Raw genomic sequence first — 21,866 nt, forward strand, 5'->3', positions numbered from 1 at the left:
CAAAGGTATTCCTCTCGGCCATCGCTCTCGCTGCTACAGTCCTATTCTGGCTGTAATTCAATGAGTCTGGAGCCTAGTCAATTGGGTGCTGAGAATTGCGTACTTATAAGTGTGACGCTAAGGTGAGACACACTATAAACCAACACACCACAATAATGTTTACTATCAGTGCATTAGACGTTCGGCGGCGTTTCCCCTAGGCTCCACCAAATTATCACACAACTACAAGCATTTACGAGCTATCTCGGCTCGTCTTGGTCAGGCGCGCGCCCCTCGGGGGTACGTTGGGGGTTCGCTATCGTCCGCAGTATGGGCAATATGCGCTAGTTTGACCGACGACTCACCCACCCACTGTCAACAAAAAAGATGTCAAAAACACTGTATCTTTTCGGTTTTAACCAAGCGCTGGACAGTTCAAGCTAATGGGTATGAGCAGTACCGCTCTAAGCCTGATTGATGTCATAACCGTAATTGGAACGGTAGCATCGGTGGCAGGTCTGGTCGTCGCACTGAGAAAGTTTGGCCACAAGTAACAGTGCAACGACCCAAGTGTAGAAACTAGTCTAGCAGACGGACACTGGAAACAGTGTCCGTCATGACTCACAGTAGTCACTAATTTTGCCGACGCATCAAGTTCAAAGCGCGACAACCGGTTGACCCGTGACAGAACAAAGATAGAACACACGTCATGAAGAAATGGCCACGAACAATCCCGTATGACCTGAAATGTCGGCTTGAACAGTTGCGTGAGTACCGCAGCACACTAAGCATTCAAACCCAGTGGGGAGAAGTGTTGGAATGGCTGGAAAAGCATGGCGTGGAACCACCTGATCACGCGTTACCGACCGAACCGGAACTACGCGGGCCAGTCGGTCAGAGTTAGCTATACTTTTGGATAGCCCCCTATCCTTATGCCCGCTTAACGGTGTCGGTCATTTCTTGTTAGACTTCATAAGCCTACATTTTTATTCAATTATCACGATGTTTGCAATATTATCCTGAAGTGCTATGCTTAACATCAGTGTCGTGGGGGTGAGTTATGAGAGTTATTTGCGCATTAGTGGTTCTGTTTTGCGCCGGAGATTCAGAAGCTTTGACCATCTCGGATGGGTCGGGAAGCGTGACTGTGGATGATGATGAAGTTCTATCCGAGCTTCTCTCAGACTTTGACAGCGAAAAACATCTAGCAGAATTGGAATGGGAAAACCTCCGTTTGACCCAGATCTCTGAAACCTATGACAACGATCGGCATCTTGAAGAGCTGGAATTGTTGCGGGAACCTACAGATCAAGAGGAGGGCGTGACGGAAGGCACCGTGGCGCAGGCAAACCTTGCGGCTGTTCCGATACCAGCCAGTTGGCTGCTGCTGCTTGGGGCTTTGGGCGGGCTGTTTGGTTTGGGCAAACTTCGCGGAAACCGGTCAGCTTAATTGCTGCAACTGCTTTCATCCATTAGAGTTTTGACTGGGACGCCGGAGTTTGGTTGCTTCGTGCGTAAGTGTCGAGAAACCCAATTCCGTTAGCCGGGCTATAGCCAAGCTTTCACCATTAGGCCCGGATCGATTGAAGGTATTTTGGTGCGGTCAGTGCCAGATGCTGATAAATTCGCTTGTATTGCGCGGAGTGCCCGGCTGAAGCCCGGCCAACCATGGTCATCCCCGGTCGAAAACAACGCAAGACGCCGGTCAAGTACGACAAGCGCATATACAAATCGCATCGAGATTCTGTTTGGCAGGCTCAGGGACCGGGGGCGCGTGGCGACACGCCATGACCTTTGTCCCAAGGTCTTCATCTCAGCAATCGCATTCGCGGCAACCGACATTTGCTGGTTATGAATACTGACCCTAGCTTAACCTTTTAAAGCGTTCCGGCATTTGCGAACTGCCATTTCGGAACCGATGCCGCGACTGGCATGGATACAATCATCTGTGAAACGGAAGGTGGTCATTCCAGTTGGGGGACCATGATAGCCGAGGCTTAACCTTTGTTTTGACAGCGCCCTGTCTTGATCGTTGATACAGCTGAACCTGCCGCTATCCAGTGAAAAGTGCTCCACGTCACAGGGTCAGCATCCGTGGAAAGCCCAAGCTAAAGCTGGTCGCGACTGAAAAAACAGAGGTGCTGACGTTGTCATGCGTATTCCCATACAGTAGCGTCCTTTGCCATGGTCATCCGACGATACTCACTTTCGCTACTGATCAGCATTCTGGTCATCCTGACTGGATTTGGCGGCGTTGCTCATACGTTGTCAAATGGCTGCGTTGGCCTTCACAGCAAGGACCATGTGCTATCAACGGAACACTCTGCTGTGGCAAAGCACATCGATGATGTCTCGGCCCCAAGCCGCCACCATGACCCTGAAAGTTTCGGAACCGGAGAGTGTAACCCCTCTCTTTGCCAAGCAGTTGTATTGCTCTCCCTGAGCGGCGAAGTTGTGTGGAACCAATCTGAGATTGACCGAGAGTTACAGATTGGAGCTCTAGCCAAGCTGATTGAACCAGATAGCCCCTACAGACCCCCTGACGTTTGAAGCAACGTAATCCTCGCGCACCTAAGTGATCAGCACGTGCTGCTGTTCGCGATGTGTCGCAGTACTACCAGCCTCCACAAAGTCAGGATCAATCCATGAAAAAAAGCCACTTACTAATCGGCGTATGCGCCGTTGTCGTCGTTGCCGCTTTCATTGCTGTTCGCTCTGGCCCAGTCGAAGAAGCCGCGCCACAAGGCACACTTGAGGGCGAAGCCATGGTCGCAATTCAGATGCCGCCCATCGAGGGCAATGCGACAATCGGCCAGCGTATCTTTGATGTTTCCTGCGCCTCTTGCCATGGCGTCAATGCGGTCGGAGCAGAAGGCTCAGGACCGCCGCTGATCCACAAAATATACGAACCCAGCCACCACGCTGACAAAGCCTTTCAAAGGGCGGTTTCACAGGGTGTAAGAAGTCATCATTGGCAGTTTGGTGACATGCCACCCGTCGAAGGTTTGACGCGTGGTGACGTCTCCATGGTGATCGCGTACATTCGTGAAATTCAACGTGCCAACGGGATAAATTAAGGACAGCACCATGAAAAAGATCATAACGCTCGCACTCATGGCTGCTCTTCCCAGCGGCGTACTGGCGCATTCCAAGGTCGAAGAAACAACCCCTGCCGACGGAGCCACAATAATCGGTGTGCCCGCTGAAATTGGCTTCAACTTCTCCAAGGACATTCGGCTGACACGGATAGAAATGGCCCATGAAGAACACTCGGCAGTAAGCCTGGATTTGGGCGACCAGACAAGTTTTGGTCAAGAATTCACGATCCCATTGCCGAGCAATGGAACCGGCACCTATGTCATCGAGTGGCGTGGTTTAGGTGAAGACGGCCATGCGATGCAAGGCGAGTTTTCCTTCACCGTGGAATGAGCATGCCAGACATTTGGGGTATTGCCGCAATCCTCGCAAAGCTGGCGCTTTACGTCGGCTTTGCGGGGTCCACCGGGCTTATGATTGTTAGCTGCCTTTATTGCGGCTACGTCGCACCGATACACCGCGTGATGAAGCGCCAAGCCAGGGCCTTAGCGTGCCTTGCTCTCGCCGCAACAGTAGTTGGCTTCATGCTACGTGGAGCCGCCTTAACAGGCGGATTAGACGGCATGGTCGACCCGGAGATGCTTGGTTTACTTTGGCAGACCCCCGTAGGCGACGTACTAGTTTACCGGCTTGTCGGCGCAGCATTGATCCTTGTGGGATTGTCTATTCCTCGATTTGGCCACTGGATCGCACTCGTGGGAGGTACATTGGCTCTGTGGTCCTTTGCGCAGATAGGGCACGTGCCGGAACTGGAGAGTGTTGGCGTCCAACTCTTGCTCCTATTGCACCTGCTATGTGTAGCCTTCTGGGTAGGCATCTTTTGCCCGCTACGGAGTATGGCTCTCATGCCTGAACACCTGACAGATACCGCTGAACTAGGGTATAGGTTTGGGCAAACTGCTGCATTGATTGTACCGACTTTAATCGGTGCGGGCCTATGGATGGCCTGGTTGTTTGTCGGCAACCTCCAAGGGCTCGTGTTCACTGGCTACGGGCAAGCACTGTTGTTCAAAGTACTTCTTGTGTCGCTGCTGATGATCCTCGCCGCTGCGAACAAGCTCCGATTTGTTCCGGCTATGCAAAAGGGAGAGGGAAAGGCAGCCCAACGCCTAGCCCGATCCATCGAGGTTGAGGCAATAGTCTTATTAGCGGTGCTGGCAACAACGGCAACACTCACGAGCGTACTTACGCTTCCGAGTTAAGGTAGATAGAGATGAAGAAACACCTGTGTGTACTCGCTATATGCAGTATTGGGACTAGCGTCACTGCAGATCATGAGTTGTTAGATAGAGACCTGGCGAATGGGCAGGAAATCTACGTAGTGCACTGTGCCTCTTGCCATGGAGTTAATCTGGAAGGCGAACCCAACTGGCAGACACCTGATGATGACGGAGTGTTGCCTGCGCCACCACATGACGTGACAGGGCACACATGGCACCATGATAACCAGCTACTGTTCGAATATACCAAACTAGGTGGGGCAGATGCATTGGCAGCACGCGGTATCGAAGACTTCAACAGTGGCATGCCGGGCTTTGAGGGCACTCTGACCAACGAAGACATATGGGACGTGCTGGCCTACATAGGCTCCACTTGGCCCGACGATGTTCAGCAAATGCAAGCCAGCCGCAACCTTCCGCACCAGTAGAAGACAGTGGTCTGGTGCAGGTTTGGGTATATACAGTTCAACTCAGCTGGTTGTGTAGTTCCTGGTGTGACACACTACAAAATCAACATACCACAATAGTGTTTGCTATCAGTATATTAGACGCTCAGCGGCGTTTCCCCCAGGCTCCACCGAAACCTGAACAGAGCTAACTTATAGACGCGGACTTAAAGGGGAGCAGGTCACGAACCCAGGAGGCGGAGAGGCAATGTTATTTGACAGAGGTGGTGCAGCCCACTGGCGTAAACGAAGATACGGCGCCGACCAACAGGGTTGCCCGAGGACCTTGTCTCCAATTGGCGTAGCGAAAACGCCAGCTTGATATTCCAAATCGGCTTTTGGTACCGCACCAGGCGAGTTTTTGAGCCGTGTACTACGATTGTGCTGTTGGTTTTTACACTTAAGTAATTAAAAGATAAATCTTTTCCAAAAAAATTGATTAAAAGTTTTTCAAGTAACCTCAGATTTCGTCAATACGTTTACAAAATTTTGTTTCAAATCCAGTAATTTGTTGTGAAATTTTCCATCGCCTTTCCATTATTGAAGTGCACATAAGTGCGCTTTCGTCTGCTGGAAGAGGAGCCAGACGACGAGAGAAAGGGAAATGGGAGGAATTAATGACCAACAAATCTGTCACACGCCGCGGCGTGTTGAAGTCTGGTGCCGTTGCAGGTGCCGGTCTGGCCCTGCCTACGATCTTCACGGCTTCGTCGGCTGCCGCTTACACAAACGAACCAACCGGAGGGTCCGTAACCCTGGGCTTCAACGTTCCCCAGACCGGGCCATATGCCGAAGAGGGCAATGACGAGCTGCTGGCGCAACAGCTGGCAGTGGAACACCTGAACGGAGAGGGTGACGGCGGTTGCCTGAACACCTTCACGTCGAAGGCGCTGAAGGGCAATGGCATCCTCGGCAAGAAGGTCGAGTTCGTCACAGGTGACACCCAGACCAAGTCGGACGCCGCGCGTGCATCCGCAAAGTCGATGATCGAAAAAGACGGCGCGATCATGATCAACGGCGGGTCGTCCTCGGGCGTGGCCGTCGCAGTTCAGGGCCTGTGTCAAGAAGCAGGTGTGATCTTTATGGCGGGTCTGACCCACGCCAACGACACGACCGGCAAGGACAAGAAGGCCAATGGTTTCCGCCATTTCTTCAACGCCTACATGTCGGGCGCTGCGCTTGCGCCGGTGCTGGCTGCCGAAATGGGCACCGACCGCCGCGCCTATCACCTGACGGCTGACTACAACTGGGGCTGGACCCAGGAAGAGTCGATCGTCGCCTCGACCGAAGCCCTGGGATGGGAAACAGTCAACACTGTCAAAACGCCACTCGCGTCAACAGACTTCTCGTCCTATATCACTCCGGTTCTGAACTCCGGCGCGGACGTTCTGGTTCTGAATCACTATGGCGGCAACATGGTGAACTCGCTGACCAACGCGATTCAGTTCGGCCTGCTCGACAAAGTGGCCAATGGCAAGGACTTCAAGATCGTCGTGCCGCTGTATTCGGAACTGATGGCTGCTGGTGCGGGCGAGAACATCAAGGGCGTGCTGGGTTCGATGAACTGGAACTGGCAGCTGCAGGATGAAGGCACCAAAGCCTTCGTGAAATCCTTCGGTGAGAAGTACGGCAAACCACCGTCCAACTCGGCGCAGACCTGCTATGCACAGGTTCTGCTTTATGCTGATGCTTGCGAGCGTGCCGGCACTTTCAATCCGTGCGGTGTTGCGGAAGCGCTGGAAGACTTCGAGTTCGACGGCCTGGGCAACGGCCCGACCTGGTATCGCGGCGCCGACCACCAGTGCTTCAAGGACGTGCTGGTCGTTCGGGGCAACGAGAACCCGACCAACGCCTACGACACTCTGGAAATTGTCGAGATCACGCCACGCGCGCAGGTCGAATACGATCCGGAGCATCCGATGTTCGCAGGTGGCGCACTGGGTAAGTGTAACCCGGGCGCATAAGGCCTCGTATCATAGTCTGGCCGCCAAAAAGGTGGCCAGACATCTACAGCAGGGTTGATCCTGTTGTGCCACTCAATTCACACTGACCAACCCTGAGGTGGGCCAATGGACGCCATCCTATTGCAAATTCTGAACGGTCTGGACAAAGGGTCGGCTTATGCGCTGATTGCGCTGGGGCTGACGCTTATTTTTGGGACGCTCGGCGTTGTGAACTTTGCCCACGGGGCCCTGTTCATGATCGGTGCGTTCTGTGCCGTCACTTTGCAAAAACTCATGAACTTGAGCTTTGTTACCATCGACGAGAGCCAAACCGACTTTCTGGGCAACCCACTGAAGGTTGAAACGCCCTTTATTGAGGCGTGGTTTGGCCCAGAGGTTGGTGCGACGATTATCGACTGGACTGTCCCCCTGGCCATCCTGTTTGCGATCCCAATCATGTTGACGGTTGGCTATGTGATGGAACGCGGGCTTATCAAGCATTTCTACAAACGCCCCCACGCTGACCAGATCCTTGTCACGTTCGGTCTGGCGATCGTGTTGCAAGAAATCGTGAAGTATTTCTTCGGTGCCAACCCAATCCAAACTCCGCCGCCCGACGCACTGAGCGGCTCTATCGACCTTGGCACAATGATCGGGTTTGATCCCAACGCGATCATCTACCCGATCTGGCGTTTGGTTTATTTTGGCTTTGCTGTCGCCATTATCGGCGCCGTCTTCTCATTCCTGCAATTCACCACGTTTGGCATGGTCGTGCGGGCCGGCATGGCGGATCGCGAAACTGTTGGCTTGCTGGGAATCAACATCGACCGGCGCTTTACGATCATGTTCGGTATCGCTGCCGCGGTGGCTGGTTTGGCCGGCGTAATGTACGGGCCGCTCAACCCACCAAACTATCACATGGGGATGGATTTTCTGGTCCTCAGTTTCGTTGTGGTTGTTGTCGGCGGCATGGGTTCACTCCCCGGAGCCGTGCTTGCCGGCTTTCTGCTGGGCATTCTGGAAAGCTTTGCCTCAACGACCTGGGCCACAACGACGATCCCGGGCATCAACCAAATCATCATCTACCTTGTTGCCATTATTGTGCTGCTCACACGCCCGCGCGGGTTGATGGGACGCAAAGGCGTGATGGAGGAATAATCGATGTTGGGACTGAACAAGAAAGACACCAGCCTGCTGATCATCGTCGGCTTCCTTACGATGCTGGCGCCCTTCATCCTGAACCCGTTCCCGGAAGGCAGCGCCATGGCGCAATTCAACGCGGGCTATCCGGATTTGATGCAGCGCTTTGTCATCTTTGGCATCTTTGCCATAGGCTTCAACATCCTGTTTGGCCTTACCGGATATTTGTCATTCGGTCACGCGGCCTTTCTGGGCGTTGGATCCTATTCAGCCGTTTGGATGTTCAAGCTGCTGAGCTACAATATCATCCCGGCCATCGCACTCAGCGTTGTGGTTGCCGGAGTGTTCTCATTGCTGATTGGGTTTGTCAGCCTGCGCCGGTCGGGTATCTATTTTTCGATCCTCACGCTGGCCTTCGCTCAGATGAGCTTTGCGTTGGCTTACTCGGTTTTGTCAAACCCCAAGTTCAACCTGACAAATGGGGAAACCGGATTGCAGGTTTACGCGGACGATCCGCAGATTCTGCAGGGCGCGAACTCGCCGGACCTGCCGCATCTGTTCGGGTTGCCGATGCGCGCAACCTACACATTGGACGTGGGTGCGTGGAGCTTTGATTTCAACGCGGGATACTATCTGTGTGCGGTGATTATGATGGTGGTCTTCTATCTGTCCATCCGAATTTTCCGTTCACCTTTCGGGATGATGCTGCGGGCGGTCAAATCGAACCAGCAGCGGATGAACTATACCGGCCTGAACTCAAAACCGTATACTCTGGCAGCATTTGTCATCTCTGGCATGTATGCCGGCCTGGCTGGAGGTCTGATGGCCGCAATGGACCCGCTGGCAGGCGCTGAACGTATGCAGTGGACCGCATCGGGCGAGGTCGTTTTGATGACGATCCTGGGCGGCACAGGAACCTTGATAGGTCCGGTGCTGGGTGCAGGCTTCATCAAATATTTCGAGAACATCTTCTCGAAAATCAACGACAACGTCTTGCACAGTTGGTTTGCTTTCCTGCCTGACGGGTTGGAGGACGCGATTGTGTTTGTGATCCATCCGTTCATCGGAAAAGGCTGGCATCTGACGCTGGGCATTCTTTTCATGCTTGTCGTTATCTACTTGCCGGGTGGTCTGGTCGAAGGAGGTCAACGTTTGCTCAACCGGGTCAAGCGCAAGAAATCGAAATCCGACGACGCGACGTCGGGAAAAACGGAACCGGCGGAATAAGGGGCGAGCCATGGCAATTCTAAGAGTCAAAGACGTCAGCAAGCGCTTCGGCGGTCTCAAGGCACTCACGGATGTGAATCTCAGCGTCGAGGAGAATTCGGTTCACGCGATTATCGGGCCCAATGGGGCGGGCAAGTCGACCTTGCTGAATTGTCTGGTCGGCAAGCTCATGCCGGACACCGGGTCCGTGTTGTTCGACAACGCCTCGGTCTTGGGGCTTGAACCCTTCCAGATCAACCAGATGGGCATAAGCCGCGTGTTTCAAACACCAGAGATTTTTGGTGAACTGACGGTGATGGAGAACATGTTGATTCCGATTTTCGCCATGCGGGATGGGGCGTTCCGGATGCATGCTTATGAGACCATCGCCAACGAAAAGGCTGTTGTCGAACAGGCCGAAGCGATGCTGGAAGAGATGAACATGGCCGACAAGCGTGAGATGCACGCGGCGTCGCTGTCTCGGGGCGACAAGCGGCGACTTGAGATTGGCATGTGCCTCAGTCAAAATCCGCGGCTGTTGTTGCTGGACGAACCTACAGCGGGCATGGCGCGGGCGGACACCAACAACACCATTGATCTGCTAAAACAGATCAAGGATGAGCGCGACATAACCATCGCCATTATCGAGCATGACATGCATGTGGTCTTCAGCCTTGCGGAACGCATCACAGTTCTGGCGCAAGGGACGCCGCTGGTCGAAGATACTCCAGAAAAAATCCGTGGACATCCCAAGGTTCGTGAAGCCTATCTGGGCGAGGCGGCGTAAGGAAAAGCTATGAACGAGAAACCTGACTTTTCGAAAAACGCCAATCTGGCCAGCACCGCCCCTGCGTTTCTTTCCGTTTGGGATATGCACTCCTATTACGGAGAAAGCTACATTGTGCAGGGCGTCAGCTTCAACGTACATGAAGGCGAGATTCTTGCCCTTCTTGGACGCAACGGCGCGGGCAAAACCTCGACGCTGCGTTCGATTGCGAGAGTTGGAGATCCAGAAGTTAGACATGGCGAAATCTGGTTGGACCACAAGCCGCTGCACAACATGACAAGCTATGAAGCGGCGGCAGTGGGCCTTGGTCTTGTACCTGAAGACAGGCGCATCATTCCCGGCCTGACAGTTGAAGAAAACCTGCAGCTCGCACAGATTGCGCCTCCGATCGGATGGTCTCTCGAACGGCTGTACGAGTTGTTCCCGCGTCTCGGAGAACGCAGGAAGCAGGAAGGGATTACACTGTCAGGTGGCGAACAACAGATGCTGTCGATCGCCAGAGCTCTTGCCAGGGACATCAAAGTGCTGCTTTTGGATGAACCGTATGAAGGTTTGGCGCCTGTCATCGTCGACGAAATCGAAAAAACCCTCATACACGTCAAGCAACAGGGTATGACCACGATCATCGTTGAACAGAACGCAGTTCGCGCTCTGGAGTTGGCGGACCGCGCGATCATCCTTGACACCGGGACCATCGTATTTGACGGAACGGCGCAAGAAGTGCTTGAAGACACCAGTCTTCGTGAGGAGTACCTGGCGATCTAAGCGTCATGCTGAATTGCAAACAGACCCAAGGGGCATGACCAATTCGTGGCTTGGGAAGACCCGCGTTCAGTGCAGGTCCTGCCCATTCGCGCGACCAAAGGCGTTTCACCACCAAAATGTCGGTCGTCAGTTCAAATCTGAATACGGTCTTGCCGCAATAAGTTCAGTCTGGCCTGCGCTGAATACGCGCCTCAAATTTCGCGCCCCAATAGACTTGGAGCCGGGATCGATGAACTTGACCTGTTGCCGAACCCGCCGGTTGCACGGTTTCAGGAAAATGTGCAGCCGCTCGTGAAATCGCCCGGCCTTTGTTTCCAGGCGAGTGGCACGCGATGAGGGCTGGAAAGCTTGCAAGGATCGCGATAGTTCGTGGCATCCGCCACTGCGCCGACCAATCGATTGCGGCTTGGTGTTGTACCTCTTTGTACAATAGACGAGAACGTCAGGCACCAGCCCAGAGTTGCCAGTAAACTCCACGCAAGGGCTGCATCAGGAATACGGCAGCGGGTTTCGCTTCACTTCTGGCTTGTACTATCCGGCAGACCGATTGCGGTTTCCTGTTCCCAGCACCTTCACTTCCAGCCAATGGAACCCCAAAGCAATAAAACCTGCAACGAGAATGTAGAATACGGCTAGCAGGATGAGCGGCTCATAAACGATAAACGTATCGGACCGCACCCGGGATGACACGGCGTAGATATCAACCACCGTAATCGTGGCAACCAAGGGCGTAGCCTTTAACTGGAGGATGGTTTCACCACCCAGGGTCGGCAGAACGTTGCGGATTGCCTGCGGCAACCAGATGCGGCGGAACATCGTCAGCCTTGGCATTCCAAACGACTTGGCCGCCTCCAGCTGACCTTTGGCGACACCTTTGAAGGCTCCGCGCATTACCTCACCTTCGTAGCCCGCATAAGAAAGCGTTAAGGCCAGCACCGCATAAGGCCAGGCCTGACGTAGATACGGCCAAAGTTCGGACGATCGTATCCATGGGAATTGAGGAAACAGTGAGCCGAGGCCATAATACAGCAACCAAAGCTGCAAAAGCAGAGGTGTGCCCCGAATGATGGTGCAGAACGCCTTGGCAGGTGCCGCAAGGTACCAGGGCCCAACGGCCTGGGCCAACCCGAGTGGTACAGCCAGCAGAAATCCGAGAACGACGGTGACAACAAGCAGCCAGAGTGTGGTCCAGATTCCCTGCAATGCAAGCGGAGCGTATTTCGGCAACCAGTCCCACCGCAACGCCATCGCACACCAAATCACGATCCCGGCAAAGACCAACATCATCACGATACGATGGGGTTGCATCAACGATCTGAGATCGATCATCTGCCACCACCTTTCAGAGAAGGTTGACCGCGACGCGCCCATTTCTCGATCCGCGCGAAGATACCACCAGAAAAGAGGGTGACCATGAGGTAGAGAAAACCCGCTGCCAGAAAGAAGGTAAAATAGGCCCGGGTGCTGCTGGCGGCCTGCCGGGTTTCCAGTGTCAGTTCGTTGAACCCGACGACCGCGAGCAGTGCAGTGTCCTTGGTGGCGATCAGCCACAAGTTGGCCAGACCGGGTACTGCAAAGCCCATCATGGCGGGGATTGTGACACGCCGCATGGTCATGAAGGCGGGCATCCCGTAGGATTTGGCCGCCTCGATCTGTCCGGGTGGAACCGCCTGAATGGCTCCGCGCAGAATCTCGGTTGCATATGCGCCCTGAACAACGCCGAGAACCCAAATGCCCGCGGCGACGCCATTGACCTCGACCCGTCCTCCACCCATTGCAGCGGAGATTTTGTTGATGATGTCAGATCCCACGTAATACAGGATCAGGATCAGGACCAGTTCCGGCACGGCCCGGATCACGGTCGTGTAAATGGCAAGAAGATCGCGCGTGACCTTCCCGCCGTATAGTTTGCCATAGGCTCCGAACAATCCGATCACGAGGCCGAGCGCATATGCACCAAAAGCGATCTGCAATGAGTGGGACAATCCGCGCAGCAGATTGCCCCCCCAACCCGGTGGCGACAGCGACAGTAGCTCTGCGCTCTGCGCCAATCCAAGTGATTCCAACAGTCCGGTCACAGCAGCCGCTTAGTAGATGCTGGCCGAGAAATAGTTCGAGGTAATCTTCTCGTGCGTTCCATCGGCAAGAATTGCCGCGATGCCCTTGTTCAGCGCCGCAAGCAGCTCATCATCCCCCTTGCGAACACCGGCGCCAACGCCTCGTCCCAAGATAGCCGGATCATCTGCGACGGCGCCTTTGATTTCACAGCATGCCCCGGCATCCGAGTTCACGAAGTCCGCCATGGCGATACTGTCGGCCTGAGTGGCGTCAATACGACCTGCGAAAAGATCCTGGTTGGCCTCATCCTGAGTCTGATAAACCCGCAGTTCGGAATCCTTGAAATATTCCTGTGCATAAGCCTGATGGATGGTCGACGCCTGAACGCCGACAACCTTACCGGCCAGCGACTCTGGGGTCGCTTCGATATCCATCGATTTGTCCGCGACGATTACGGCAGGTGTGTTGTAGTAAGGATCACTGAAATCAATGGTTTTCAGCCGCTCCTCGGTGATCGACATCGACGCCATGATGGCGTCGATCTGCTGTCCGGTCAGCGACGGGATGATACCGTCCCAGGCGACCGGCGTGATGACACAGTCAAGTTCCGCAGCGGCACAGACCGCATTGATGACATCGATCTCCCAACCGACCCAGTTGCCTGAACTGTCCAGCGACGCGAAGGGCGGATAAGGTTCGGCCGCGATGCCGATCTTGACCTCTTCGGCGCTGGCGACACCAGCCGAAAGGACAGCGGCGGCAAGGCCGGACACGAGCAGTTTCTTGACGTTCATTTTGGTACTCCCTTTTGGTTCATTATGTGTTGTTTTTCCGGATCAGGCGACCGAGCTGAGGAACTGCTTCAGGCGCTCTGATTTCGGGTTTCCGAAGACCTCGGCAGGTGGGCCCTGCTCTTCGATGCGGCCCTCGAAGAGATAGACAACGTGGTCTGCGACTTCGCGTGCGAATTTCATTTCATGGGTAACAAGCAGCATTGTGCGCCCTTCGCCGGCAAGATCGCGGATCACGGTCAGAACTTCGCCTACAAGCTCGGGATCAAGCGCTGACGTGGGTTCATCGAAAAGCATCACCGAAGGATCGACGGCAAGCGCCCGGGCGATGGCGGCGCGCTGTTGCTGACCACCCGAAAGATAGGCCGGATAGGTGTCGGCCTTGTCGCCGAGGCCCACCCTCTTCAGCAGTTCATGCGCCCGCGCGATAGCCTCTGCCTTCGGCACCTTGAGGACATGCACGGGCACTTCGATCACGTTTTCCAAAAGCGTACGGTGTGTCCACAGATTGAACTGCTGGAAGACCATGGCCAGCCGCGTGCGGATGCGTTCGATCTGACGGCGGTTGGAGGGGCTGCCATCCGCGTGCATTTCAACCAGTTCGCCGCCAATGTTGATCTTTCCTGAACTCGGTGTTTCCAAAAAGTTGATGCAGCGCAGCATGGTGGATTTTCCAGAGCCCGATCCCCCGATAATGGCAACAACATCCCCCTTGTTTGCAGTCAGAGAGACGCCCTTCAGAACCTCCAGCGTACCGAAGGATTTATGCAAGTCCTCAACCTTTATCGCCTCGTCGGGCGTGATTGCTTCGGGTGCGGGTGAAACTGCTTTGGCTGTGTCCATATCCAAGAATCTTCTGATTTCAGCTTGCAGTAAGCCCCGAATCTCGCAATTATGCAAGTGTATAATAACTCCATGCCATGGATGACACTGACGTGCAGGACGACAGCCGCAAATTTAGACGTGAGTCTGCCAAGTTTCGCCGCGAGGCGCTGATTCTGGCGACTTTGGACCTGATCGCCGAGATGGGCGTTCGGGGCGCCACAGTGCGTGAGATCGCAGCCCGCGCGAACGTGACCCAAGGGCTGATCCGGCACTATTTCTCATCCAAGGAAGATCTGGTTCAGGCGGCGTATGAGCACCACATGAATACGCTGACAGACCAGACAGCTGCTTCGTCAGGAAAGGGAAGCGCGGTGTCTCGGCTGACCAACTTCGTCGACGCGTCACTGCGACCACCAATCGTCGATCCAAGCGCTGTGGCCTTGTGGGCAGGCTTCCTGAACAAGGTGCAGCACGACCCGAAAATGCAGCGCATTCACCAGCAAACCTACAACTATTTCCGGGATCACCTCGAGAAGCTGATCGTCGCCGCATTGCAGGAAACAGGGCGCTCGGTCGCAGCGTCAGAAGCAATGCAACTGGCCATTGCCTGCAACGCGGTGATCGACGGCCTGTGGCTTGAAGGGGGTGCGCTTCCGGATGCTTTTTCCGAAGGCCAACTGGCGCAGATCGGTTTGGATTCTGTCAGCGCCATCGTCGGGATTTCATTGACCACAGAGGCGGAGCAGTCATGAAGATCACATCGGTGACAGAACGGTTGGCGGGCTTGGGTGGCGCAAAGTGGGGCGTGCACTTGAAAGCGCGCGACCTTATCAAAGCCGGAGCGGATATCGTCGAAATGACGATTGGAGAACCGGACGTGCCCGTGCCGGACGCATTGGTCGAAACCACCGTTACCTCATTGCGGGCGCAGCGGACAGGGTATTCCAATGGGCGCGGAGAAGCCGGACTGCTTGACGCGCTGGCTGCACGCTATTCCGCCTCTCGCGGGCGGGTATTCGAGCCTGAGAACTTTCTGTGCTTTCCTGGAACGCAGACCGCCCTGTTTGCCGCCATGGCCGGGGTCGCAGAGGTCGGTGACGAAGTTCTGGTCGGCGATCCGATGTACGCGACCTATGAAGGTGTCGTTCGCGCATCCGGGGCCGAGATGGTACCCGTACCGCTGCGGCCAGAGCACGGGTTTCGTATGCAGGCCGAAGATATCGCGGCCCGCATCACTCCGCGCAGCCGCGCCATTCTCCTGACTACGCCACATAACCCGACGGGCGCGATCCTGACCGCCGCAGATGTTGCCAAGATCGGGCAGCTCGCTATTGCGCATGACTTGTGGATCATCTCGGACGAGGTCTATGAAGAATTGATCTTTGACGGTGCCCGATTTGTTTCACCATTGGCGGATCCGGAACTGGCGGATCGTGTCATTGGCGTATCATCCATCTCGAAATCTCATGCCGCTCCTGGGTTCCGCAGTGGCTGGTGTGTAGGGTCCGCCGCGTTCTGCGAAGCGCTGTTGCCCTATTCCGAGACCATGCTTTTTGGCAACCAGCCTTTCATCGCGGACATGACCGAAAAAGCGATCCGCGACGGGTCCGAGGTTGCCCCCGGGATGGCCGCCCGCTTTTCTGGCCGCGCCACCCTGCTGGCCGATCGCCTTGAAGCGGAAACAGATCTGACTGTCCACCGGCCCGAAGCGGGAATGTTCGCACTCATCAACGTTTCCGCCACTGGGCTGGATGGCGAAGCGTATGCCTGGGATCTGCTACAGGCCGGGGTGGCCGTCATGCCGGGATCCGCCTTTGGGGACAGCCTGAAGGACTGGGTGCGGGTCGCCCTGACGATCAGTGACACCGACTTTGGCACTGCGGTCTCTCGTATCATCGATCACGCCAACAGCAAATCACGTGAGGTCGCATGAGCGGAATGACAATTGGCGAGGCTCTGGTTGCCAAGCTTCGCCAAAGGGATGTGACCTGCGTCTTTGGAATACCGGGCGTTCACACGGTTGAGCTGTACCGAGGTCTTGCTGCCTCGGGCATCCGGCACATTACACCCAGACACGAACAGGGCGCAGGTTTCATGGCTGATGGCTATGCACGTGCGTCGGGCAAGCCGGGAGTAGCCTTTGTGATCACTGGCCCCGGATTGACCAATACGCTGACGCCGATGGCGCAGGCGCGAGGCGATTCAATACCGATGCTGGTGGTGTCCGGTGTCAACAAAACTGCGTCTCTTGGTAAAAGCTTGGGGCACCTGCATGAGTTGCCTGATCAACTTGGGCTGGCCAAAACGGTTGCACTGGCGTCCGAACAAGTCTCCGACAGAAACGCTCTGGACCCGGTCTTGGCGCGTGTTTTTCACAACCTCACCAACGGTCGCCCCGGTCCGGTGCATATAGAGGTTCCGCTGGATATAGCAGCGTTGGAATATCAGGAAACACCAGTTGAATCGATCGATCCAGAGTCTCCGGTCAACCCGGTATTGATCACACATGCCGCCAAACAACTGGCTGAAGCAAAGAAAGTCGTCATTCTGGCAGGCGGCGGGGCGAAACGTGCTGAGGCCGGGTTGCAAGCACTGGCCGAAGCCCTGGATGCCCCCGTTGTGCAAACCGTCAATGCACGCGGCCTGATGCACGGGCATATTCTGACCGTTCCGGCCAGCCCCAGCTTGAAGGCGGTGCGCGCGATGATAGAAAGCGCCGATTGCGTTCTGGCCTTGGGAACCGAGCTTGGGCCAACCGATTATGACATGTATGCCACCGGTCAATTTGCGGAAATGTCAGGCCTGATACGGGTTGATCGGTGCAGCGATCAACTGTCACGGCATGAGGCAGCGGTTGCCATTCAAGGTGACGTCGACCTGGTTTTGCCCGCTCTGGTCGAGGCTTTGCCGCAAGAGGCAAAACAAAGCGACGGAGCGGAACGTGCCAGAAAAACGCGCGACGCGGCCTGGCAGGAGATCGGCCCGGATTATCGCCATCAGGTAGAAATACTGAATGCAATGCGCTCCGCGTCTCCGAATGCTCTGATGGTCGGGGATTCCACCCAGCCCATTTATGCGGGCAATCTTTACTACGACCACGACCGGGCAGGCGGCTGGTTCAATGCGGCAACGGGATATGGTGCGCTCGGCTATGGCATACCCGCAGCCATCGGCGCGTCGATCGCCGATCCGACGGTGCGGGTAATATGTATCGTCGGCGATGGAGGTGCGCAGTTTTCACTGCCTGAAGCAATGGCCGCAGCAGACGAAAACCTGTCAGTCACTTTCGTGATCTGGAACAATCACGGATACGGTGAAATTGCCACATCGATGCAGGATGCAGGTGTGACGGTCATAGGATGTAACCCCTCGCCCCCCGATTTTGCAGCAACGGCCAAGTCATTTGGCCTTTCATTCACCACGGCTCCCGCAGAACCGCAGGCCGTCGCACAAGCGTTGCGCGAATCTGCCGCCCTGGGCGGGCCGGCGATGATCGAAATCACCGCTCCGAAATTCGAACCTCAGAAAGATTGAAACATGCCAGACCCAAGTTTTGAGTTTTCCCGCGCCATAACCCGACGCCCGGCTCCGACCATAGCTGACGGATTGCGAGCAGAAGATATCGGAAACCCGGATTTCGGCGGGATGATAGCCGCGCATAAGGCATATGTGGCAGCACTGAAAAGCACCGGGGCGCAGGTGATCGAGCTTGAACCCCTTGATGCGTTTCCTGACGCGCAGTTTGTTGAAGACACGGCCCTTTGCCTGCCGCAGGGTGCAGTGCTGATGCGGCCTGGCGCACCTTCGCGGATGGGGGAAGTGGCCGAAATGGCCCCGACACTGCGTGCCTGCTACGATACGGTCATGGAAATCAAAGGTCCCGGCCATATCGAAGGTGGAGACATCCTGGTAACCGGGCGTGAAATTCTGGTGGGCCGGTCGGATCGCACTGACGCAGAAGGTGTCGAGGAACTGGCGAAAATCACCTCTGAATGGGGGTGCAAACTGCGGGAAGTGTTCACGCCCGAGGGGGTTTTACACTTTAAAACGGATTGCTCGCTTATGGATGCTGAGACAATCCTTGCGACCCGGCGATTGGACGCTTCGGGCTGCTTTGAAGGTTACCGGGTGCTGCATGTTGCAGACGGTGAAGAGGCAGCTGCCAACGCGATCCGGTTCAACAATCTGGTACTGATGGCAGCTGGATTCCCTCGCACCGCAGAGATGCTGGACCGTGAAGGCTTTGAGGTCGTTGAAATTGACAACACCGATTGTGCAAAGCTGGATGGTGGTATGTCCTGTCTTTCGTTGAGATTCTGAGGACCTGTTGCCGACTACTGGCGAGCGGCGCACTTGTTGGAAGCGATCAACAGTTCCCGGTCTTTTTTTGAAGCAATGCATCCTGACCCAAGGGATGTCGGACTTCTTGCAGAGTTTGCCCTGAAGTCCACTCTCCGTGCCCGAAGCAGAAAACTTCTTTCGGACACATTGTCATCCTTCCCGAGTTCCGGATTTGTTTAGGAACCAACCACCTCCGCCGCTATTGCAATTGCAAGATATCCGGAACACAGAGTTTCCTTTTTGCAGGCATTTTGTCCGCACCGTCAGATCGTTTCAGCCGTTTCGGCCCATCTTTGACCTTGATTTTCGGCTCGGATAGAGGCCCCCTTAAAGTCACTGGCCAGGGGCTCTTCGAAAGAGGTTCGCCGATCTTTCGGGGCTGCAGATTCAAGTCCAGGGCTTTACCAGCCACATTAACATCGCCGAAGACAACAACCTGAACATGATCTGTTTCCATAGTGGTTTGTTTCGTCGAAATATTCCCATTGGAAATACTGATCGGTGCGCGCAAGCATACGATTGGAGCAACCTTTTGTTTTTCCTTGGTAAACACCCAAGGCAAGACCCCTAGCCCTGCCAGATCAAGAAGCTGGGTTTCGATCGAGCCATCGCGCATTGAAACTGTGGCGCTGCCGCTCATGGTGTTGGCAAAGTGTTTGGGTGAATCGGTTTCTCCGGTCACCGAAAAATCTGCGTAGATCGTACCGCTGGCGCCCTTTTTGAAGTTCAGACTGTGAAGAATATCATCCAGTTGCCAACCGCCTGCCTTGCCGGTCAACGTAAGCAGATGCGCTTCGTCCGACAGATCCATTTGCCCGCTGACATCGAAATGAGCGCCTCCGTATTCAAACTTCAAAGGCCCGGCCTTGAACTCATTTTCGTTGAGCGTCAGTTCGCTTTGCAAACTGCTGATGCCTTTGGCCCCTTCTATGTGCCGAAGATCAATATCAACATCCATATCCATACCGGACAACAGAATCGAACGGCCGATAGGTTTAAGCGTCACATCTCTTAGCGGGCCAGTGTCACTGGCTTCTTTATTGGCGTCTTCTTCGCTCGGCTCTGAACCGCCTAACTTCCTCAACTGTGCGACCGCCTGAACGATGGTTCGGATCTGATCTATCTTTATCAGGTCACTTTCAATGGCACCCCGCAATACAGGGTCGCTTGTTGCATCATCAAGATCGGCTGCAATTTGCAGGACAGAGTCGGCAACCTCGACTTTGGCATTTGCGTTCCAATCGGTGCCTTGGCTAACCAACCCTATTTCAAAGCGAGCTTGCCCGGTTTCCACGCGTTCAAGTGACAGTGCCTCCAACAGATCCGCTCCGGATGGGACTTCGACATCAATTGCCAGATCCAGGTCCTCGAATTTGAGCACATTCTTGACAGAACCATGTACCCCAAGGGCCCAGACATCAGTTTCACTCGTCTGACCATCCAAATTCGTCAGCGAAAGCTGATTGATACCGCCGCTCAAATGAAAGTCGCCGGAAAACCTGCCAAGCCGGTCGTCCGGCCCTAACAGCTCTGGTGAGATCAGGCTGCTTGCCGGAATATCCATCAGACCTTCAGCTGATATGCCTTGCAGCTTCAGCGCGTCATCGACCGACCCGTTCAAAATGATAAACGGATCAGCTGGGTTCCCAATTCTCAAGTTGATGCTCCCGACACGCAAGGCGCCTTCGGGTGTTCGGGAAAGCTCGGAAAACTTGATTGGGGGCGGGCCTTCGCCTGAGGTATCCAATGTGAACCCGTTGGTCTGAATTACCATTTGTCGCTGAGGAACCTGCCCAGGAACACTGTCCATAACCATATCAACCGCGACAAGTTTGAGATCATATCGTGATACGGCGGGGGCTGGCTCAGAGTTTTCCGGGAACAACCGAATACGGGTCGTCAGCGATACATCTTCCGGGTTCCCCAACTCTCCGATTTTCCCCGTCAGCGAGACGCTTTGACCTCCATCCAACTCCGCCAGCACGGTCAGATCATCGATCCGGGTTATGCCGTCAGCCGTTTGGACTGTTGCACCAATATTCCCTGTACCTTCCAAAACACGATTGAGCTTCAGGATGTCGAGGAGCTGGCCAAGTTCCGCAATCTCCATGGTCGTTCTCACCTGTAGCCCGTTTTCCTGAGGGACCTCTTCGGCAACAATCGAGACTTGTTCAAAGTCCACCGATACCTGAAACGGATCTTCCGCTGGGAACGTCCCGCTCAGATCAAACCCCTCTCCGTTTAACGAACCGGTTCCTACCGCAGTGGCAGTGTTGGTTTGATCGTTGCGTTTCAAAAGCAGTTCGGGAAGCTGCAGGTCCAGTTCAAGCCCGTTCAATTCGTTCTGATAAAAAATTCTGATATCCGTCAGGTCAACTTTGCGGTCCGTCAGCATTCCGACAACAGGTAGAGGCCGAGACTTTGCGGTTTTCCCGGCTGCAGCATCCGCTTGAGAAATGGACCGCCAGTTTCCAACGCCATCTTTGTCTGTGATCAGGTTCAGGTGAAGACCCGAGACGGAAAGGCCACTTAGCGAAAGCTTATTGTTCCAAAGGTCACGCGCGGAAATGTCAAATTCAAGTTTGTCGATTGCCGCCAGCTTCGCACCTGTTTTCGGCGAACCGGGTAGTACCAGCCCTGCCGCTGATATCTGCAACTGCCGACCAAGGCCGAGACGTACTTCATCTTTTATTCTAACGTCCTGACCAAGTTTCTTGCTGACCAGGTTTTCAACGAAAGCTGTTCTGACAGAAGAAAACAACGCGGAAGACAGGAGAAGCCAGGCCGCAAAAACAGAAACAAGCGCGATAGCGCAACAAATTAAAACACCTTTGACAATGTATCCCACACTTCTCTCCCAAGGTTCCAATTCTTCCCGCGCAACCTCATCAGACAGGTCCAAGTAGATTGTTAGTGCATGATTGGCCTGTGATCCATCGGGATGATAGTTTCAGGCCCACGCGGGCGAAAGCGCAATTCGCTCCGGTAACGTTTATGATGTCTACTCTAAATCGGGCTCTGTTGAGATTATTCGACCTGGTTTCGGGAGTAAGATTTGACCCTCTGACCTTCAGGTCATGAGCCTGACGATGTGAAGACGTTAAGCAATTCATCCGGGAGATCGATTATTGTCTTAATTTCTTTTGGCTGACGGTGCTGACAGCACTGACGGTGAAGCCGTTTTGGAGTAAGCGTTGCAGCGCCGCATGAGGAGGCTCCAAGCGCAGCAAGCCCTGCGAGTTGCGAGGCTAAGTGCTTGATATCTTACT

At 54.8% G+C, this 21,866-nt stretch carries 21 protein-coding genes and 1 pseudogene; 17 read left to right on the forward strand and 5 right to left on the reverse strand.

Annotation, left to right across the window (positions count from 1 at the left end; all coding sequences use genetic code 11):
- Nucleotides 1-688 precede the first annotated feature (688 nt).
- From AC2FEB_RS22165 to AC2FEB_RS22220, 12 genes and pseudogenes are all read left to right on the forward strand, one after another.
- Nucleotides 689-883, forward strand: coding sequence for a hypothetical protein (locus tag AC2FEB_RS22165; protein WP_162896874.1), 195 nt, complete (start codon nt 689-691; stop codon nt 881-883).
- Nucleotides 884-1,039: 156 nt separating this feature from the next.
- On the forward strand, nt 1,040-1,429 hold the full coding sequence (locus AC2FEB_RS22170; protein ID WP_162896873.1) for a hypothetical protein: 390 nt from the start codon (nt 1,040-1,042) through the stop codon (nt 1,427-1,429).
- Between the two features lie 224 nt (nt 1,430-1,653).
- Nucleotides 1,654-1,834: pseudogene (locus AC2FEB_RS22175) on the forward strand (IS5/IS1182 family transposase); the annotation flags it as partial.
- A gap of 790 nt (nt 1,835-2,624) precedes the next feature.
- Entirely contained in the window at nt 2,625-3,056 is a 432-nt protein-coding gene (locus AC2FEB_RS22180) for a c-type cytochrome (RefSeq protein ID WP_496677427.1), read from the forward strand.
- Nucleotides 3,057-3,066: 10 nt separating this feature from the next.
- Nucleotides 3,067-3,408, forward strand: coding sequence for a copper resistance CopC family protein (locus AC2FEB_RS22185; protein WP_496677430.1), 342 nt, complete (start codon nt 3,067-3,069; stop codon nt 3,406-3,408).
- A gap of 2 nt (nt 3,409-3,410) precedes the next feature.
- A complete protein-coding gene (locus AC2FEB_RS22190) occupies nt 3,411-4,277 on the forward strand; it encodes a CopD family protein (protein WP_496677433.1) in 867 nt (288 codons plus the stop codon).
- Nucleotides 4,278-4,288: 11 nt separating this feature from the next.
- On the forward strand, nt 4,289-4,723 hold the full coding sequence (locus tag AC2FEB_RS22195; protein ID WP_496884384.1) for a c-type cytochrome: 435 nt from the start codon (nt 4,289-4,291) through the stop codon (nt 4,721-4,723).
- A gap of 635 nt (nt 4,724-5,358) precedes the next feature.
- The gene (locus tag AC2FEB_RS22200; protein ID WP_496677435.1) at nt 5,359-6,705 is read left to right on the forward strand and encodes a substrate-binding protein; all 1,347 of its coding nucleotides are present in this window, start codon (nt 5,359-5,361) and stop codon (nt 6,703-6,705) included.
- Between the two features lie 105 nt (nt 6,706-6,810).
- Entirely contained in the window at nt 6,811-7,842 is a 1,032-nt protein-coding gene (locus tag AC2FEB_RS22205) for a branched-chain amino acid ABC transporter permease (RefSeq protein ID WP_496677438.1), read from the forward strand.
- Between the two features lie 3 nt (nt 7,843-7,845).
- Nucleotides 7,846-9,051 (forward strand): branched-chain amino acid ABC transporter permease, encoded by a 1,206-nt coding sequence (locus tag AC2FEB_RS22210; protein ID WP_117872377.1) that lies wholly within the window; start codon nt 7,846-7,848, stop codon nt 9,049-9,051.
- 10 nt (nt 9,052-9,061) lie between these two features.
- Nucleotides 9,062-9,817 carry an ABC transporter ATP-binding protein gene (locus AC2FEB_RS22215; RefSeq protein WP_117872375.1) on the forward strand — a complete coding sequence of 252 codons (756 nt, stop codon included), beginning with the start codon at nt 9,062-9,064 and terminating at the stop codon, nt 9,815-9,817.
- A 9-nt stretch (nt 9,818-9,826) separates the two neighbouring features.
- Nucleotides 9,827-10,582: an ABC transporter ATP-binding protein gene (locus tag AC2FEB_RS22220; protein WP_117872373.1), complete on the forward strand. Its 756-nt coding sequence runs from the start codon at nt 9,827-9,829 to the stop codon at nt 10,580-10,582.
- Between the two features lie 531 nt (nt 10,583-11,113).
- Here AC2FEB_RS22220 and AC2FEB_RS22225 read toward each other — a convergent pair.
- The 4 genes from AC2FEB_RS22225 to AC2FEB_RS22240 are packed head-to-tail and all read right to left on the reverse strand — an operon-like array spanning nt 11,114 to nt 14,274.
- Complete coding sequence (locus tag AC2FEB_RS22225; RefSeq protein WP_117872371.1) at nt 11,114-11,911, reverse strand: ABC transporter permease; 798 nt, start codon at nt 11,909-11,911, stop codon at nt 11,114-11,116.
- The gene (locus tag AC2FEB_RS22230; protein WP_117872369.1) at nt 11,908-12,660 is read right to left on the reverse strand and encodes an ABC transporter permease; all 753 of its coding nucleotides are present in this window, start codon (nt 12,658-12,660) and stop codon (nt 11,908-11,910) included. Before AC2FEB_RS22230 ends, AC2FEB_RS22225 begins: the two co-directional genes overlap by 4 nt.
- A gap of 9 nt (nt 12,661-12,669) precedes the next feature.
- Entirely contained in the window at nt 12,670-13,434 is a 765-nt protein-coding gene (locus AC2FEB_RS22235) for a transporter substrate-binding domain-containing protein (protein ID WP_117872367.1), read from the reverse strand.
- Between the two features lie 42 nt (nt 13,435-13,476).
- Nucleotides 13,477-14,274, reverse strand: a complete 798-nt coding sequence (locus AC2FEB_RS22240; protein ID WP_117872365.1) for an ABC transporter ATP-binding protein — start codon at nt 14,272-14,274, stop codon at nt 13,477-13,479.
- Nucleotides 14,275-14,351: 77 nt separating this feature from the next.
- Here AC2FEB_RS22240 and AC2FEB_RS22245 point away from each other — a divergent pair, with 77 nt between their 5' ends.
- The 4 genes from AC2FEB_RS22245 to AC2FEB_RS22260 are packed head-to-tail and all read left to right on the forward strand — an operon-like array spanning nt 14,352 to nt 18,576.
- On the forward strand, nt 14,352-15,008 hold the full coding sequence (locus AC2FEB_RS22245) for a TetR/AcrR family transcriptional regulator (RefSeq protein WP_496884385.1): 657 nt from the start codon (nt 14,352-14,354) through the stop codon (nt 15,006-15,008).
- The gene (locus tag AC2FEB_RS22250) at nt 15,005-16,189 is read left to right on the forward strand and encodes a pyridoxal phosphate-dependent aminotransferase (RefSeq protein ID WP_496884386.1); all 1,185 of its coding nucleotides are present in this window, start codon (nt 15,005-15,007) and stop codon (nt 16,187-16,189) included. Before AC2FEB_RS22245 ends, AC2FEB_RS22250 begins: the two co-directional genes overlap by 4 nt.
- Nucleotides 16,186-17,790, forward strand: coding sequence for a 5-guanidino-2-oxopentanoate decarboxylase (locus AC2FEB_RS22255; protein ID WP_496677450.1), 1,605 nt, complete (start codon nt 16,186-16,188; stop codon nt 17,788-17,790). The genes AC2FEB_RS22250 and AC2FEB_RS22255 overlap by 4 nt, the downstream gene beginning before the upstream one ends.
- Before the next feature lie 3 nt (nt 17,791-17,793).
- Nucleotides 17,794-18,576 carry a dimethylarginine dimethylaminohydrolase family protein gene (locus AC2FEB_RS22260; protein ID WP_496677452.1) on the forward strand — a complete coding sequence of 261 codons (783 nt, stop codon included), beginning with the start codon at nt 17,794-17,796 and terminating at the stop codon, nt 18,574-18,576.
- A gap of 220 nt (nt 18,577-18,796) precedes the next feature.
- On the opposite strand, the gene AC2FEB_RS22265 is transcribed toward AC2FEB_RS22260, so the two are convergent.
- Nucleotides 18,797-20,275, reverse strand: a complete 1,479-nt coding sequence (locus AC2FEB_RS22265) for an AsmA family protein (RefSeq protein WP_496884387.1) — start codon at nt 20,273-20,275, stop codon at nt 18,797-18,799.
- Between the two features lie 279 nt (nt 20,276-20,554).
- Here AC2FEB_RS22265 and AC2FEB_RS22270 point away from each other — a divergent pair, with 279 nt between their 5' ends.
- A complete protein-coding gene (locus tag AC2FEB_RS22270) occupies nt 20,555-20,725 on the forward strand; it encodes a hypothetical protein (RefSeq protein ID WP_496884388.1) in 171 nt (56 codons plus the stop codon).
- The last annotated feature ends 1,141 nt before the right edge of the window (nt 20,726-21,866 follow it).

It is taken from the genome of Ruegeria sp. YTSC106 (assembly GCF_059609765.1).